Source organism: Hydrogenophaga intermedia (assembly GCF_000723405.1).
Classification (GTDB): domain Bacteria; phylum Pseudomonadota; class Gammaproteobacteria; order Burkholderiales; family Burkholderiaceae_C; genus Hydrogenophaga; species Hydrogenophaga intermedia.
The window spans coordinates 23,621-37,656 of the sequence record NZ_CCAE010000004.1 but is presented as its reverse complement, the minus strand read 5'-3'; the positions used below and the strand labels follow the sequence as shown (position 1 = coordinate 37,656).

The 14,036-nt window shown below is 68.3% G+C and carries 16 protein-coding genes; 7 read left to right on the top strand and 9 right to left on the bottom strand.

The features are described from left to right. Positions 1-6 precede the first annotated feature (6 nt). The 4 genes from BN948_RS04165 to BN948_RS04150 are packed head-to-tail and all read right to left on the bottom strand — an operon-like array spanning position 7 to position 3,877. Positions 7-777 (bottom strand): enoyl-CoA hydratase/isomerase family protein, encoded by a 771-nt coding sequence (locus tag BN948_RS04165; RefSeq protein WP_009519077.1) that lies wholly within the window; start codon positions 775-777, stop codon positions 7-9. A 4-nt stretch (positions 778-781) separates the two neighbouring features. Beyond that, a complete protein-coding gene (locus tag BN948_RS04160; protein WP_009519078.1) occupies positions 782-1,777 on the bottom strand; it encodes a Bug family tripartite tricarboxylate transporter substrate binding protein in 996 nt (331 codons plus the stop codon). A 56-nt stretch (positions 1,778-1,833) separates the two neighbouring features. Further along, positions 1,834-3,171: a malonyl-CoA decarboxylase gene (locus BN948_RS04155; RefSeq protein ID WP_009519079.1), complete on the bottom strand. Its 1,338-nt coding sequence runs from the start codon at positions 3,169-3,171 to the stop codon at positions 1,834-1,836. Between the two features lie 37 nt (positions 3,172-3,208). Further along, on the bottom strand, positions 3,209-3,877 hold the full coding sequence (locus BN948_RS04150; RefSeq protein WP_009519080.1) for a GntR family transcriptional regulator: 669 nt from the start codon (positions 3,875-3,877) through the stop codon (positions 3,209-3,211). Between the two features lie 418 nt (positions 3,878-4,295). Between BN948_RS04150 and BN948_RS04140 the strand changes: the two genes are divergently transcribed. Next, entirely contained in the window at positions 4,296-6,551 is a 2,256-nt protein-coding gene (locus BN948_RS04140) for a hypothetical protein (RefSeq protein ID WP_035620576.1), read from the top strand. Positions 6,552-6,569: 18 nt separating this feature from the next. Here BN948_RS04140 and BN948_RS04135 read toward each other — a convergent pair whose 3' ends face one another. Genes BN948_RS04135 through BN948_RS04125 form a run of 3 tightly spaced genes read right to left on the bottom strand, consistent with a single transcriptional unit; the run spans position 6,570 to position 8,861 of the window. After that, complete coding sequence (locus BN948_RS04135) at positions 6,570-7,130, bottom strand: type III secretion system chaperone (RefSeq protein WP_138819903.1); 561 nt, start codon at positions 7,128-7,130, stop codon at positions 6,570-6,572. Further along, positions 7,120-7,935: a prolipoprotein diacylglyceryl transferase gene (lgt, locus tag BN948_RS04130; protein WP_009519086.1), complete on the bottom strand. Its 816-nt coding sequence runs from the start codon at positions 7,933-7,935 to the stop codon at positions 7,120-7,122. The genes BN948_RS04135 and lgt overlap by 11 nt, the downstream gene beginning before the upstream one ends. A gap of 5 nt (positions 7,936-7,940) precedes the next feature. Next, on the bottom strand, positions 7,941-8,861 hold the full coding sequence (locus tag BN948_RS04125; protein ID WP_009519087.1) for a LysR family transcriptional regulator: 921 nt from the start codon (positions 8,859-8,861) through the stop codon (positions 7,941-7,943). Between the two features lie 106 nt (positions 8,862-8,967). On the opposite strand from BN948_RS04125, the gene ilvD reads away from it, so the two are divergent. After that, a complete protein-coding gene (gene ilvD / locus BN948_RS04120) occupies positions 8,968-10,662 on the top strand; it encodes a dihydroxy-acid dehydratase (RefSeq protein ID WP_009519088.1) in 1,695 nt (564 codons plus the stop codon). A gap of 30 nt (positions 10,663-10,692) precedes the next feature. Here the strand turns inward: ilvD and BN948_RS04115 are convergent, their stop codons facing one another. Beyond that, positions 10,693-10,935, bottom strand: a complete 243-nt coding sequence (locus BN948_RS04115) for a TIGR04438 family Trp-rich protein (RefSeq protein WP_009519090.1) — start codon at positions 10,933-10,935, stop codon at positions 10,693-10,695. A 117-nt stretch (positions 10,936-11,052) separates the two neighbouring features. On the opposite strand from BN948_RS04115, the gene BN948_RS04110 reads away from it, so the two are divergent. After that, positions 11,053-11,358, top strand: a complete 306-nt coding sequence (locus BN948_RS04110; protein WP_009519092.1) for a c-type cytochrome — start codon at positions 11,053-11,055, stop codon at positions 11,356-11,358. A 52-nt stretch (positions 11,359-11,410) separates the two neighbouring features. Here the strand turns inward: BN948_RS04110 and BN948_RS04105 are convergent, their stop codons facing one another. Further along, complete coding sequence (locus BN948_RS04105) at positions 11,411-12,289, bottom strand: MBL fold metallo-hydrolase (protein ID WP_009519094.1); 879 nt, start codon at positions 12,287-12,289, stop codon at positions 11,411-11,413. Between the two features lie 107 nt (positions 12,290-12,396). Here BN948_RS04105 and BN948_RS04100 point away from each other — a divergent pair, with 107 nt between their 5' ends. The 4 genes from BN948_RS04100 to BN948_RS04085 are packed head-to-tail and all read left to right on the top strand — an operon-like array spanning position 12,397 to position 14,029. After that, positions 12,397-12,708 (top strand): ArsR/SmtB family transcription factor, encoded by a 312-nt coding sequence (locus BN948_RS04100; protein WP_009519095.1) that lies wholly within the window; start codon positions 12,397-12,399, stop codon positions 12,706-12,708. A 12-nt stretch (positions 12,709-12,720) separates the two neighbouring features. Then, entirely contained in the window at positions 12,721-13,158 is a 438-nt protein-coding gene (locus BN948_RS04095; protein ID WP_009519096.1) for a YeeE/YedE family protein, read from the top strand. A 10-nt stretch (positions 13,159-13,168) separates the two neighbouring features. Continuing rightward, on the top strand, positions 13,169-13,600 hold the full coding sequence (locus BN948_RS04090; RefSeq protein ID WP_009519097.1) for a YeeE/YedE family protein: 432 nt from the start codon (positions 13,169-13,171) through the stop codon (positions 13,598-13,600). 9 nt (positions 13,601-13,609) lie between these two features. After that, the gene (locus tag BN948_RS04085; protein ID WP_009519098.1) at positions 13,610-14,029 is read left to right on the top strand and encodes a protein tyrosine phosphatase family protein; all 420 of its coding nucleotides are present in this window, start codon (positions 13,610-13,612) and stop codon (positions 14,027-14,029) included. Positions 14,030-14,036: the final 7 nt, after the last annotated feature.

The following is a 14,036-nucleotide window of genomic DNA, read 5'->3' as shown; positions in this document are numbered from 1 at the left end:
AATGGCTCAGAAAGCGGGCGTGCGCTTGTCCAGGAAGGCGGCGATGCCCTCGCGGTGCTCGGCGTGGCCGGCGTACTCGTAGGCGCGGTCGACCAGCGCATCGGCGGAGATGCCGGCGGCCAGGGCGCGCAGGGTCTGCTTGTTCAGGCGCGCGGCCTCGGGCGAGAGTTCGGCCATGCGCCGCGCGCGGGTGAGGACCTCGTCGGCCAGCGCCGCCTCGGGCACCACGGCGTGCAGGAAGCCGCGCGCGAGCATCGTGGGCGCGTCCAGCACCGCGGCCTGCAGCAGCATCTCGCGCGCGGTGGCCAGGCCGGCCTCGCGGGCCACCAGCTCGGCCTCGCGCGGCGCCATGGGAAAGCCCAGGCGCGCGATGGGCGCGCCAAAACGCGCGGACGCGCTGGCCACGCGGATGTCGCAGCAGCTCGCGATCTCAACGCCCGCGCCCATGCAGTGGCCGTCGATCTGCGCGATGACGGGCTTGTCGCAGGCCAGCAGGGCCGACAGGCCGCCCCAGACCTCGCGCTCGTGGAAGTCGCGCAGGCTGGCCTCGTCGAAGCGGAAACCGGGGTACTCGGCGATGTCGCCGCCCGCGCAGAAGTGGGCGCCCTCGCCCGCCACCACCAGCACGCGCACCTCGGCGCGCGTGGCCAGGTCGGCCACGGCCTCGGCGAGTTCGCGCCACATCGCGCGCGACATGGCGTTGAACTTCGCCGGGCGGCGGATCGTCAGGCGCGCAGTGGCGCCGTCGATGGCGAGGTGCAGTCCGTCCGCGGGCAATCGATCACTCCAGCTTGGCGCCCGAGGCCTTGACCACCTGCGCCCACTTGCTCACCTCGGCGCTGACAAACTTGCCGAAGGCCGGGCCGGTGACATCGGGGAATTCCGCGCCCTGAGCGGCCCAGACGGACTTGGCCTCGTCGGTGGTGCAGGCCTTGCGAAGCTCTTCGATCGCGCGCGCCTGCGCGTCGGCCGGCGTGCCCTTGGGCGCCCACACGCCGTACCAGGTGGTCACGTTGTACTGGGGCAGGCCCACCTCGGCCGCGCAGGGCACGTCGGGGAAGGCGGGGTTGCGCTTGGCGCCCGAGACCATCAGCGGCTTGATGCGCCCGCCCTTGATGTGGCCGGCCGAGGAGCCCAGACCATCGAACATCATGTCCACGTTGCCCGCGATCAGATCGGCCAGCGCGGGGCCCGCGCCACGGTAGGGAATGTGGGTGATGAAGGTGTTGGTCTGCTGCTTGAACAGCTCGCCCGCCAGGTGGTGCGAGGTGCCGCTGCCCGCCGAGGCGTAGTTGAGCTTGCCCGGGTTGGCCTTGACCTGCGCCAGGAAGGCCTTGAAGTCGGGTGCGGTGATGTTCTTGGGGTTCACCACCACCACCTGCGGCACGCTGGCCACCAGGATCAGCGGCACCAGGTCGGTCTCGATGTTGTAGTCGAGCTTGGGGTACATGCTGGGGGCGATGGAGTGGTGCACCGCGCCCATGAACAGCGTGTAGCCGTCGGGGTTGGCCTTGGCCGCGATGCTGGCGCCCAGGGTGCCCCCTGCGCCGCCCCGGTTGTCGATGACCAGCGCCTTGCCGGACAGGCGCGTGAACGAAGCCCCCATGGGGCGCGCGAAGGCGTCGGTGCCGCCGCCGGCCGGGAACGGCACGACCAGGGTGACCGGGCGCGAGGGCCAGGCCGATTGCGCGCGAACGCCGGTGGCGCCGATGGGGCCGAGCACGGCACTGGCGGCGGCGGCGCGCAGCAGCGTGCGCCGTTGGATGGGCTGGTTCATGTTGTCTGTCTCCTTGGTGGTTATGAAGCCGACGGGGCCTGGCGCCCAGGTCACCGTCAACGGTACAAGGCCTCGACGGCCCCGCCTATCGGGATTTTTCCCGCTGCCAGCATGGCCCGGTGTTTGTCCAGGCGCCGCAGATCGTAGAGGTAGTTCACCATGAGGCCAAAGGACTGCTTGTTGCCCTTGGTGGATGGATCGCCGCCCCAATGGATGCGCTCGACGCGCGCCCCGTTGCCCAGGTGGAAGCGCGCCACCGGGTCCAGGGGTTTGCCGTCGAGCAGTTCGTGGCCCAGGTAGCGCGCAGCCCAGGAGAGCAAGGCCTGGCGCTCGGGGGCCTTTTCGTCGAGTTCGCTCCAGCGCTCCCAGGCCGTGAGCAATTCTTGCGGCGCCTGCTTCGACAGCCATGCCCGCAGGCCCGGGATGGGCGAGAGCGTGGCGAAGGTTCGCAGGCGCGGGAATTCTTCCTTCAGCGTGTCCACCACGTGCTTGATCAGCGAGTCGCCGAAGCTCACGCCGCGCAGGCCCACCTGCGTGCTGCTGATGGAATAGAAGATGGCGGTGGTGGCGCGCGAAAGATCGGCGGGCGCGGCCGATTCGTCCAGCAGCGGCGTGATGCTGCCGGCGATGTCGTTCATCAGCGCCACTTCCACGAAGATCAGCGGCTCGCCCGGCAGGCGCGGGTGGAAGAAGCCATAGCAGCGGCGGTCGCTGTCCAGGCGGTTCTTCATGTCGTTCCAGCCGCGCACGTCGTGCACCGCCTCGTAGCGGATGAGCTTTTCGATCAGCGAGGCCGGCGAGTCCCAACTGATGCGGCGCAGCTCGAGGAAGCCGACGTCGAACCACGTGGAGAACATGTACTCCATCTCCACGTCCAGCGCCTGCAGGCGCGGATCGCTTCGCAGCGCGGGCTGCAGTTCGGCGCGCAGCGACACGAGGAAGGGAATGCCCTGCGGGTTGGCGCTGAAGCGCTGCAGGATGCGCCGACGCGGCGACACGGTGGCGCGGCGGTAGCGCACCTCGGCGGCGGCCTCGTCGGGCGTGCCGACCGCCGCCTGGTACTCGGTCTGGGCCTTCTTCACCTTCTGCGGGTCGGCCGTGAAGTGCTCGCTCATCAGCAACCACAGGTCGCGCCGCTGTGGGGCGTCGGCCCGGGCGTACCAATCGATCAGCGCCTGGGCGCGCCGGCCGCCCTCCACTTCGCTCACCATCGGATCGACCACGCCCTTGAGCTGGTCCAGCAGTTGCCGCAGCGCGCGTGGCGCCAGGGCCTCGCCGTCGTGGCGCAGGCGCGCGCGAAGGCGCTCGTTCGTGGAGCGTGGCGCGGGGACTTTCTCCTTGGCTGGCAAACGAAGCCGCGACACGCGCTCGGCAATCCACTGACCGGTGTTCATTCGGAATCCTTCGCGCCACGCGCTGCGGAGCGGGCGCTCATGCACTCAACCTCGACTTCTGCTGCCGCGCCAGGTCGCGCAGCGCCGCACGCTGGCGCGTGAGGTGGGTGCGCATGGCCGCTTCGGCGCCTTCGGCGTCGCGCGCCTTGAGCGCGGCGAACACCGCCATGTGCTCCGACAGGCTCTGCTCCAGCCGGCCCGGCGCGTGCAGTTGCTGCAGCCGCGCCAGCTTGAGGATCTTGCGCAGGTCGCCAATGACCTGGGCCAGCCAGCGGTTGTCGGCCAGAGCGATGATGGCCTCGTGAATGGCGAAATTGACGGCGTAGTAGTCGTTGATGCGCTTGGCGCGCGCGGCGCGGTTGAGCTTGTCGTGCAACTGCTCCAGGGCCACCAGTTCGGCGTCGCTGGCGTTGCTGGCGGCCTCGAACGCGCAGCGGCCTTCCAGCAGCGCAATGACGGGAAAGATCTCGTCGAGGTCGCGCTCGGTGATCTCGGCCACGAAGCAGCCACGGCGCGGCTCGTGGCGCAGCAGGCCTTCGGCCGTCAGCACCTTGAGCGCTTCGCGCAACGGCGTGCGCGAAATGCCCAGCGCCGCGCACAGCGCCGGCTCGTCCAGGTAGCTGCCGGGCGCGAGTTCACCCGAAAAGATGCGCTCGCGAAGCTGCGAAGCCACTTCATCGTGCAGGGAGTTGAGCACCACGCGCATGAGTAATCACCTGTAATTACAGATAATTCTTAAACAGAAGCCGGTGCGTCGTCACGGGGAAAACCCGCGCCGCCGACGAGCGGTGTGCGGTGACGGTTCCGAGAGGAACGCCCGTGGTGTTCAGAACACGAAGCCTGTCGCATCCGCTGTCACACAACTTCACACCCTCATGCGATCCAACTCACTCGACGGTACGCGGCCGCGCAGCACGTCTGCAGGCCACCCTCCGCCCCAGGCTCAGCAGCCCGCCGTCACCCTCGCTCCCACCGCCTCGCGCGAACCCGCTTCCCGCCCGCCGGTGAAACCCACCGCTCCGCGGACCGCCTGGAGCCGGCACCTTCGAACCGGTATCGACACCGTCACCGGGACGCCCCGCATCGAATTCATCAGCACGGCCGCCCACGCGCTGAACGAAAGGGTGAAGGCGGCGCTGCTCAAACGCCTTCATCAGCCCGACACGCCTTTGGCCGGGTGGCCGGCGGCGAACGCGTTGATCGACCTGTGCAGCCAGCACAGCCTGCCACCGGCCCTGTGCCTGACCCTGATCGCTGACAAGACGCTGTGGGAGACGCTGTGCCGCGCAAAGCCGAACGGGTCACGCGCCCGCGCGGCGGTGGTGGCTGCCCTGCTGCGCCTGGGCGACGCCGGGCTGGCCGCGCAGGTGCTCGGCGCTTGTCCCGCGGGGCGCGACCGCAGACTCGTGGTGAGCCGCCTGTTGAAGGACCCCAGCCAGCCGCTGAACGGGGCCCAGTCGCCCGAATGGCGAAGCCTGATCGACGCGAGCTTCGACGATCTGCTGGGGAAAGAGAACGGCCAGTACGAGAACCTCCGGCCCACCATTCTCGAGTTGCGCAGGCAATGGAGTCGCCAGCACCAGGAAGGTCGCCCCCTCCACGCCATACAGGCCGAGCTGCGCGAGCTGGGCTTTTGCATCGATGTCGGCCTGGCGGGCATGGCGACAGTGACCCTCGAGGAAGGTGCCGAAGCCTCACCTGCGCTCCTCAACCTGCTGCTGTCGTATGTCTCGGCGGGGCTGATGAACGAGGCCACGGCGGATCTGACCGTGGACGTCCTGTTCAAAGGACTGCAGGCCTTCGGGCTGTGCTGTGGAGACGGTCAATCCGTGTACCTTGCCGAGGCCACGCAGTTCATGCCCTTCAAGCAGCAATGCCTGATCATGCGCAGCGAGCGGCTCGTCGCGCTCACCGCCTTTGTGCGCCAGGCCTGTGTGCTGTTGCTGGGCACCGACCTGGCCGCGGCCATCGAATCGCTGCTGCGCGCCAGCCTGTGGCTGCAGGATCCCATGATCCGCACCGACCCGGGCTACCAGAAGGCCCTTTTGCAAGCCGTGGCGGTTCATGGCTGCGCCGGCCTGTGGCTCAAGACACAGCACTACCAGCCAAAAGACGTGAGCACCACGCTCCTGCCGACACTGCTCGACTGCCTCAAGGCCATCGAGTCTCCCCGCGCGGCGTTGCGTTTCGTTCGGGACGTCCTGGCGTTTCTGAAACACGTCGGGCAGTCGATCGGCATGGAGGCGGACGGCCCGCAGCGCATCGGATGGATCGAGGTGCGCGACGATTGGCTCGACCGCGTGCTGCACGGTCTCGCCCGTCTGGTCAAACGTTCGGCGAAGTGGCCCACGCCCGAGGGCGAAGCACTCGCCCAGTGGGCCTGGTTGACCGCCGCCGTGCTCGAACTGACACGGCAAGGCGACGACGACCGCCATCCGGGTGTGCCCCCACCAGCCGAACGCCTGTACTTCAGCCCCTGCCTGGCCCACTTCCAGCTCAAGGGCGAGCCCTTCTCACTCTCGCTGGAGCTGCTGGGCAGCGAAGCCTCGCTGTTGCACACCTTCCATCCCTCTCTGGACAAAATGCGCGACCTGTTCGCGCTCTGCCCGATCGAGATCCGCTCCTGCGTGCTGCATTGGCCCGTGCCAAGCCTCTGGACGCCGCAATGGATGTCGCGTCCGATTTCCGCCGATGAGGTCCTGATCGATGAGAGGCTGGGTCCGGACGTGCAACTCACCGTGTTGCGCGATCTGCTGGAGCGTGGGTTGCTTCGACCCGAGAAACTGGCGCCCGCGCTGAGCCGCCTGGCCGCCGCGAAGGGGTTTCATGCGCTGGTTGCCTTGTGTCGCACCCATCCCGAACTGGACGGCGTGGCCTTTGGCACCTTGATTGACATGGGCCACCCGGGCAACGCAGCCGCGAACTGGCGGCCGGGTATGCCTGTCGTGCTGGCCTGGCTCCAGGACTCCGCCGACCAGACCTCGGAAGTCGACGCGCGCGCCTTGTCCATTGCGCTGGCGCTGGTCATCCGCCGGCTGCGCCACACGCCACAGGCCAACGACCAGGACCTGCGGGACATGGGCGCCGGGCTGTGCCTGAGTCCGCAGTCGTCCGTGCTCAAGGTTCAACTGGACACGCTCGTCAACCAGTTCAACGACCCCGCGATCGTCGTCCCACTGCTGCAGGGATGGATCCGGCAGCGCGTCACGCGTCTCGTCAGCGGCGCTCTGGCCCAATCGCCGTCCGAGCGCGCCCTGCTCAAGACCGTCCTCGACCGCTGCCGGAAGTTGCTGAATCTGCTGCACGACCTTGAGCAGCGAGTACCGCTGCTCGACGAGTTGGCGTACTTCGACGGCCACCGAAAGATGATGAAGAAGTAGCGTCAGCGCCGCGCGGCGTCAGGCGATGATCAATCCCTGCGTCATGGCGCGCGCCGTCTCGAGCCCCGACGCAGCGCCCATCCCGGGGTCGGCGGACGGGCTTTGCGCGAACACCGTCGACCACAAGGCCACGTCGTCGATGAAGGCCTCCAGCATGGAGGCAAAAGACTGTGCGTCCAGGGTGGCAAAAGGCACCACCAGGTACAGCGTGACGAGTCCCGTGTCGGGGTTCAGGTGCAGGGTGGCCCCCTCGGTGTCATCGGCACCCGGATCGATTGAAACGGGGTGGTACCCGCCGTCGCCCCAGTCATCGCCGCCACCGTCGTCCGCTTCGTCGTCCGCTTCGTCGTCCTCCCACTCGCCGCTTGAAGCGCTGGCCTGCAATGGGCCAGGCCGCGAGGCGTCGACCGGGTGACCGTACACGTGCAGCGTGTGCGTAACGGCCTGCCATTCGATGGCGATCAATGTAGCACCGCTGACGTCCAGGACAACACCCTGGGCCTCGTCCAGAGCCCGCGCCGAATGGCCCGTCATCCGGCAGAAGTCATGCGTCCAACGGGTCAACAGATCAAGCGCCACGGGCATCCTCGCGCCCGCTCCACCACCACAAGGCGATGCCACCAACGATCATCGGCACGCACAGCCACTGCCCCATGCTCATGCCCAGCGCCAGCAGGCCCAGGTGCGCGTCGGGTTCGCGGAAGAACTCGGCGATGAAGCGGAACACGCCATAGCCCAGCAGGAACACGCCCGACACCTGGCCGGTCTTGCGCGGCTGGCGCGCGTAGAGCCACAGCAGCACGAAGAGCAGCACGCCTTCGAGCAGGAACTGGTAGACCTGCGAGGGGTGGCGCGGCAGATCACCCGCGCCGCGGAACACCATGCCCCAGGGCAAGGAAGGGTCGGCCACGCGGCCCCACAGCTCGCCGTTGATGAAGTTGCCCACGCGCCCGGCCGCCAGGCCGGTGGGCACGCAAGGCGCGATGAAGTCCATCACCTGGAAGAACGGCCGGCCGCGGCTGCGCGCGTACCACACCATGGCCAGCATCACGCCGATGAGGCCGCCGTGAAAGCTCATGCCGCCCTGCCACACGTAGAACACCTCCAGCGGGTGCTGCAGGTAATAGGCCGGCTGGTAGAACAGGCAGTAGCCGATGCGCCCGCCCGCCACCACGCCCAGCACGCCCAGGAACAGGATGTCCTCGACGTCGCGTTTCTCCCAGCGGCGCGGCTGGGTGATGCTGGCATAGGGTTCGTGCCGCAGGCGCAAACGGCCCAGCCAGAAGAACAGCGCGAAGGCCGCGAGGTAGGTCAGGCCGTACCAGTGGATGGCAAGCGGCCCGATCTGCAGGGCCACGGGATCGATCTGGGGGTGTTGCAGCATGGCGGCTATTGTGAACGCCCGGCGTCGACGAAGCGCTGCAGTGCCGGGCTGAGCGCGGCGTCGCGCCAGACGAGGCTGGTTTCGCAGCGCGGCACCGCCTCACCCCGGGGCAGGCCCACGGGCCGGTAGACCACGCCGGGCCGCTGGAATTGCCGCACGCTCTGCGGCACCCAGGCCAGGCCCAAGCCGGCCGACACCAGGTTCACGATGGTCTGCATCTGGATCGCCTCCTGCGCCACGCGCGGCTCGTGCCCCGCGGCGCGGTACAGGCGCACCAGCTCGTCGAACACCTCGGGCAGGATGCGGCGCGGGAACATCACCAGCGGCTCGTGCGCCACGGCGGCCAGCGACAGGCGCGCGCGCGCCGCCAGCGGGTGCGCCTCGGGCAGGGCCAGCACCATCGGCTCGGTCACCAGCGCCAGGTGCTGCAGGCCGGGTGCGCTGTCGCCCGGGGCGTGGAGCACGAAGCCGGCGTCCACATCGCCCCGCGCGATGAGCTCGCGCTGCACGTCGCCCGTGGCCTCGATCAGTTCCAGCTCCACGCGCGGCCAGCGCTCGCGAAACGCGCGCACCCAGGGCGGCAGCAGGCTGAAGCCCACGGTGGAGACGAAGGCGATGCGCAGCCGGCCGCTCTCACCCTGCGCGGCGGAGCGCGCCAGCGCGGGCAAGGCTTCGGCGCGGCGCAGCAGCTCGCGCACCTCGGGCAGCAGGGCCTCGCCGGCGGCGCTCAACGCCACCTGGCGGCGGCTGCGCTCGAACAGGCGCACATCCAGCGCGGCTTCCAGCGAGGCGATGGCCTGCGTCAGTGCCGGCTGCGTGAGGTGCAGCCGCGCGGCGGCGCGGCCGAAGTGCAGTTCCTCGGCCAGCACGGCGAACTGGCGCCACTGGCGCCATTCGCCACGCTGCGGATTCAGGCCTTTGTTCATAAGCCCAGCATATCAATGAAGCGAGCCGATCCGATTGGAAGCCCGCGCGGCGCTGTCGCATACTGCGAAGCTTTCCCCCTCCCCCACGACACCCGAGAGAGACGACATGGCCGACAAGACCCCCAAGCAGGCGCTGCGCAGCGACAACATCACCCAGGGCAAATCGCGCGCGCCCAACCGCTCCATGTACTACGGCATGGGCTACAAGGAAACCGACTTCGGCAAGCCCATGGTGGGCGTGGCCAACGGCCACAGCACCATCACCCCGTGCAACAGCGGCCTGCAGAAACTGGCCGACGCGGCGGTCAAGGGCATCGAGGAAGCCGGCGGCAACCCGCAGATCTTCGGCACACCCACCATCAGCGACGGCATGGCCATGGGCACCGAGGGCATGAAGTACTCGCTGGTCAGCCGCGAGGTCATCTCCGACTGCATCGAGACCTGCGTGCAGGGGCAATGGATGGACGGCGTGGTCGTCGTCGGCGGCTGCGACAAGAACATGCCCGGCGGCCTGATCGGCATGCTGCGCGCCAACGTGCCGGCCATCTACGTCTACGGCGGCACCATCCTGCCGGGCAAGTGGAAGGGGCAAGACCTCAACATCGTCAGCGTGTTCGAGGCCGTGGGCCAGAACGCCGCCGGCAAGATCAGCGACCAGGAGCTCAAGGACATCGAGCAGCACGCCATCCCCGGCACCGGCTCCTGCGGCGGCATGTACACCGCCAACACCATGAGCTCGGCCTTCGAGGCCCTGGGCATCTCCCTGCCCTATTCGTCCACCATGGCCAACCCGCACGACGAGAAGCAGAACTCGGCCAAGGAATCGGCCAAGGTGCTGGTCGAGGCGATCAAGAAGGACATCAAGCCACGCGACATCGTCACGAAGAAGGCGATCGAGAACGCGGTGGCGGTCATCATGGCCACGGGCGGCTCCACCAATGCGGTGCTGCACTTCCTGGCCATCGCGCACGCGGCCGAGGTGGAGTGGAGCATCGACGACTTCGAGCGCATCCGCCAGCGCACGCCGGTGCTGTGCGACCTGAAGCCCAGCGGCAAGTACCTGGCCGTTGACCTGCACCAGGCGGGCGGCATCCCGCAGGTCATGAAGGTCCTGCTCAAGGCCGGCCTGCTGCACGGCGATTGCCTCACCATCACCGGCCAGACCATCGCCGAGGTGCTGAAGGACGTGCCCGACGAACCCCGCAAGGACCAGGACGTGATCCGCCCGATCAGCGACCCGATGTACGCGCAAGGCCACCTGGCCATCCTCAAGGGCAACCTCTCGCCCGAGGGCGCGGTGGCCAAGATCACCGGCCTGAAGAACCCGGTGATCACCGGCCCGGCGCGCGTGTTCGACGACGAGCAATCGGCCCTCCAGGCCATCCTGGACGGCAAGATCAAGGCCGGCGACGTGATGGTGCTGCGCTACCTGGGCCCCAAGGGCGGGCCGGGCATGCCCGAGATGCTGGCGCCCACCGGCGCGCTCATCGGCGCCGGCCTGGGCGAGAGCGTGGGCCTGATCACCGACGGCCGCTTCAGCGGTGGCACCTGGGGCATGGTGGTGGGCCACGTGGCGCCCGAGGCGGCGGCGGGCGGCAACATCGCGCTGGTGCACGAGGGCGACTCGATCACCATCGACGCCCACCAACTGGTACTGGAGCTCAACGTGGGCGAGGCTGAGCTGGCCAAGCGCCGCGCCGCCTGGAAGGCCCCGGCTCCGCGCTACACGCGCGGCGTGCAGGCCAAGTTCGCGTTCAACGCGGCCAGCGCGAGCAAGGGCGCGGTGCTGGACAACTTCTGATCGTCGCTGCGCTCGGCAACAGGCGTCGCCTCAGCGGCGCCTGTTCGTCTTCAGGCCCAGCTTCTCGCGCTGCTTGTCCACGCGGTCGCGCTTCTTCTGGTCCATCTTCTCCATGGCCTTGCGCTTGGTGTAGCCCGAGAAATCGGCCCAGGCCCACCAGGCCGCGGCCAGGCCGAACGGGGCCAGCACGATCCACCAGGACCAGCCGGCGACGGGGCCGTACTCGACGTACTTCATCAGCAACAGCACGATGCCCAGGCCCAGCAGATACATCACAGCCTCCGGTAAACGACCGGTAAATTCCGGCAAAGAAAGTCCGATAACAGGGCCATGACAAAACCACTCGATAGAATTTGCCCCGTTCGCCCCCGACATTCCAAAGGACATCCCATGAAACGTGCGCTTCTGATTATGGCCGCCATGACCACCCTGGCGGCACCCGCCATGGCCGACGAGGCACTGGCCAAGGCCAAGAACTGCATGGCCTGCCACGCGATCGACAAGAAGCTGGTCGGCCCCTCCTACAAGGACGTGGCCAAGAAGTACGGCAGCGACGCCAAGGCAGCGGACATGCTGGCCGCCAAGATCATGAAGGGCGGCTCGGGCGTGTGGGGCGCGATCCCGATGCCGGCCAACCCGCAGGTGAGTGAGGCCGAGGCCAAAAAGCTGGCCGCCTGGGTACTGAGCCAGAAGTAAGGCCCCAGCCTCTCCCCAACAAAAAGCCGGCGTCAGCCGGCTTTTTGTTTTTTCACAGCGCGTTCACCGGAATCTTCAGGTACGACACGCCGTTCGCCTCGGGCGGCGGCAACTCGCCCGCGCGGATGTTCACCTGCACCGACGGCAGGATCAGCACCGGCATGTCCAGCGTGGCGTCGCGCTTCGTGCGCATTTCGACGAACTGCGCCTCGCTGATGCCGTCGTGCACGTGGATGTTCTTCTCGCGCTGCTCGGCCACCGTGGTCTCGAAGCGCACCTCGCGGCCATTGGGCGGGTAGTCGTGGCACATGAATAGGCGCGTCTCGCCCGGCAGCGCGAGGATCTTCTTCACGGAGGCGTAGAGCGTCTTCGCATCGCCGCCGGGAAAGTCGCAGCGCGCGGTGCCCACGTCGGGCATGAACATCGTGTCGCCCACGAAGACCGCGTCGCCCACGTGGTAGGCCGCGCAGGCCGGTGTGTGGCCGGGCACGTACAGCACCTCGGCCTCGAGTTCACCGATGCGAAAGCGCTCGCCCTCCTGGAACAGGTGGTCGAACTGCGAACCATCGAGGCGGAACTCGGGTTCCAGGTGGAACACCGCCTTGAACACCTTCTGCACTTGCGTGATGCGCCCGCCGATGCCGATGCGCCCGCCCAGGTGCTTCTTCAGATAGGGCGCGGCCGAGAGGTGGTCGGCGTGCGCGTGAGTCTCCAGGATCCACTCGACCTTGAGGTCGTTGGCGCGCACGTAGTCAATGACCTTGTCGGCCGAGGCCGTGCGCGTTCGGCCCGACTTCGGGTCGTAGTCGAGCACCGAGTCGATGATGGCCGCGGGCGAGCCTGGGCCGTTGTGCACGACGTAGGTGACGGTCCAGGTGGCCGGATCGAACAGGCCCTCGACCCGGGGGCGGACGGTGGTGGCGACGGACATGGCGGACTCCTTTTAATAAGTGAACAACAATATATTGACAAACAATCTATCAGTCAATATATTGATGACTGTGCCGCCGATGAACGGCATCCCGAACGGAGTGTCCCATGCCCGCCCTCAAACTGAATCTCGACGACATGCAGACGGCCGCCGCCGACGCCTGCCGCCTGATGAAGGCGCTGTCCAACCGCGACCGCCTGATGCTGCTGTGCCAGCTCTCGCAAGGCGAGCACAACGTGGGCGAGCTGGAGGCCGCGCTGGGCATCACCCAGCCCACGCTGTCGCAGCAGCTCACGGTGCTGCGCGACGAGGGCCTGGTGAGCACGCGCCGCGAGGGCAAGCACGTCCATTACCGCCTCGACAGCCCGCCCGCGCAGGCCGTCATCCGCACCCTGTACCAACAGTTCTGTTCCCGCTGAAGGAGACACACCATGACGATCGACTGGACCCATTTCACCCCCTGGGCTTCGCTGGCCGGGGGCGTACTGCTGGGCGTGGCCTCCGCCCTGTTCATCCTGTTCAATGGCCGCGTGCTGGGCATCAGCGGCATCCTCGGCGGGCTGATCAAGCCGAGCACCGGCGACGTCGGTTGGCGCGTGGCCCTGGTGGCCGGCCTACTGGTGTCGCCGCTGGTGTATGGCTGGCTCGCGCCCGAGGGCTTCATCACCGCGCCGCGCATCGATGCGAGCCTGGGCCTGGTGGTGCTCGCCGGCCTGCTGGTGGGCATCGGCACGCGCTACGGCTCGGGCTGCACCAGCGGCCACGGCGTGTGCGGGCTCTCCCGCCTGTCGCCGCGCTCGCTGGTGGCCACGTTGGCCTTCATGGCCGCGGGCTTTGCCACCGTGTTCGTCATCCGTCACCTGATCTGAGGGCACCGCCATGCAGAAACTGTCCGCCTTTTTCATCGGCCTGCTGTTCGGCCTGGGCCTGCTCCTGTCAGGCATGACCGACCCGGGCAAGGTGCAGGGCTTCCTCGACCTGGCCGGCGCCTGGGACCCCTCGCTGGCCTTCGTGATGGGCGGCGCCATCGCCGTGGGCTTCTTCGCCTTCGCCCTGGCCAAGCAGCGCACGCGAAGCTTCCTGGGTGGCGGCATGTACCTGCCCAAGGCCACGGAAATCGACCGCCGCCTGGTGCTGGGCAGCCTCACCTTCGGCGTGGGCTGGGGCCTGGCGGGCTTCTGCCCCGGGCCCGGCCTGGTGTCCATGGCCTCGGGCGAGTCCAAGGGTCTTGTCTTCGTGCTGGCCATGCTCATGGGCATGGCCGTGTTCGAATCGCTGGAGCGCCTTGGCGCCAAGACCCGAACGACCTGAAGGAGCACCATGGATCTCAGACGACTCACCCCCACCCTGTCCGTTGCGCCGCAGATCGCGCCCGAGGAACTGGCCGCCGCCGCCGCGGCCGGCTTCACCACGCTGATCTGCAACCGGCCCGATGGCGAGCAGCCTGGCCAGCCGGACCACGAGGCCATGGCCCGCGCCGCCGAAGCCGCGGGCATGCGCTTCGTGTTCCTGCCCGCCGTCTCGGGCCAAGTGAACGAGGCCCAGGGCCGCGCCTTCGGCGAGGCGCTCGCGCAGGCCGATGGCCCGGTGCTGGCCTACTGCCGCAGCGGCACGCGCAGCACCCAGTTGTGGGCCTTGTCGCAGGCCGGCAAACGCCCCTGGACCGAGGTGCTGCAAGCCGCCGCCGCCGCGGGCTACGACCTCAGCCGCATGCCGCCGCCGGCTTCGGCGCAGGGCTGATACCGCG

Excerpts from the sequence above, each read along its gene's own strand:
- BN948_RS04160 (WP_009519078.1), bottom strand. The coding sequence starts at position 1,777 with ATGAACCAGCCCATCCAACGGCGCACGCTGCTGCGCGCCGCCGCCGCC.
- BN948_RS04155 (WP_009519079.1), bottom strand. The coding sequence starts at position 3,171 with ATGAACACCGGTCAGTGGATTGCCGAGCGCGTGTCGCGGCTTCGTTTG.
- BN948_RS04150 (WP_009519080.1), bottom strand. The coding sequence starts at position 3,877 with ATGCGCGTGGTGCTCAACTCCCTGCACGATGAAGTGGCTTCGCAGCTT.
- lgt (WP_009519086.1), bottom strand. The coding sequence starts at position 7,935 with ATGCTGCAACACCCCCAGATCGATCCCGTGGCCCTGCAGATCGGGCCG.
- BN948_RS04125 (WP_009519087.1), bottom strand. The coding sequence starts at position 8,861 with ATGAACAAAGGCCTGAATCCGCAGCGTGGCGAATGGCGCCAGTGGCGC.
- ilvD (WP_009519088.1), top strand. The coding sequence starts at position 8,968 with ATGGCCGACAAGACCCCCAAGCAGGCGCTGCGCAGCGACAACATCACC.
- BN948_RS04115 (WP_009519090.1), bottom strand. The coding sequence starts at position 10,935 with ATGTATCTGCTGGGCCTGGGCATCGTGCTGTTGCTGATGAAGTACGTC.
- BN948_RS04110 (WP_009519092.1), top strand. The coding sequence starts at position 11,053 with ATGAAACGTGCGCTTCTGATTATGGCCGCCATGACCACCCTGGCGGCA.
- BN948_RS04105 (WP_009519094.1), bottom strand. The coding sequence starts at position 12,289 with ATGTCCGTCGCCACCACCGTCCGCCCCCGGGTCGAGGGCCTGTTCGAT.
- BN948_RS04100 (WP_009519095.1), top strand. The coding sequence starts at position 12,397 with ATGCCCGCCCTCAAACTGAATCTCGACGACATGCAGACGGCCGCCGCC.
- BN948_RS04095 (WP_009519096.1), top strand. The coding sequence starts at position 12,721 with ATGACGATCGACTGGACCCATTTCACCCCCTGGGCTTCGCTGGCCGGG.
- BN948_RS04090 (WP_009519097.1), top strand. The coding sequence starts at position 13,169 with ATGCAGAAACTGTCCGCCTTTTTCATCGGCCTGCTGTTCGGCCTGGGC.
- BN948_RS04085 (WP_009519098.1), top strand. The coding sequence starts at position 13,610 with ATGGATCTCAGACGACTCACCCCCACCCTGTCCGTTGCGCCGCAGATC.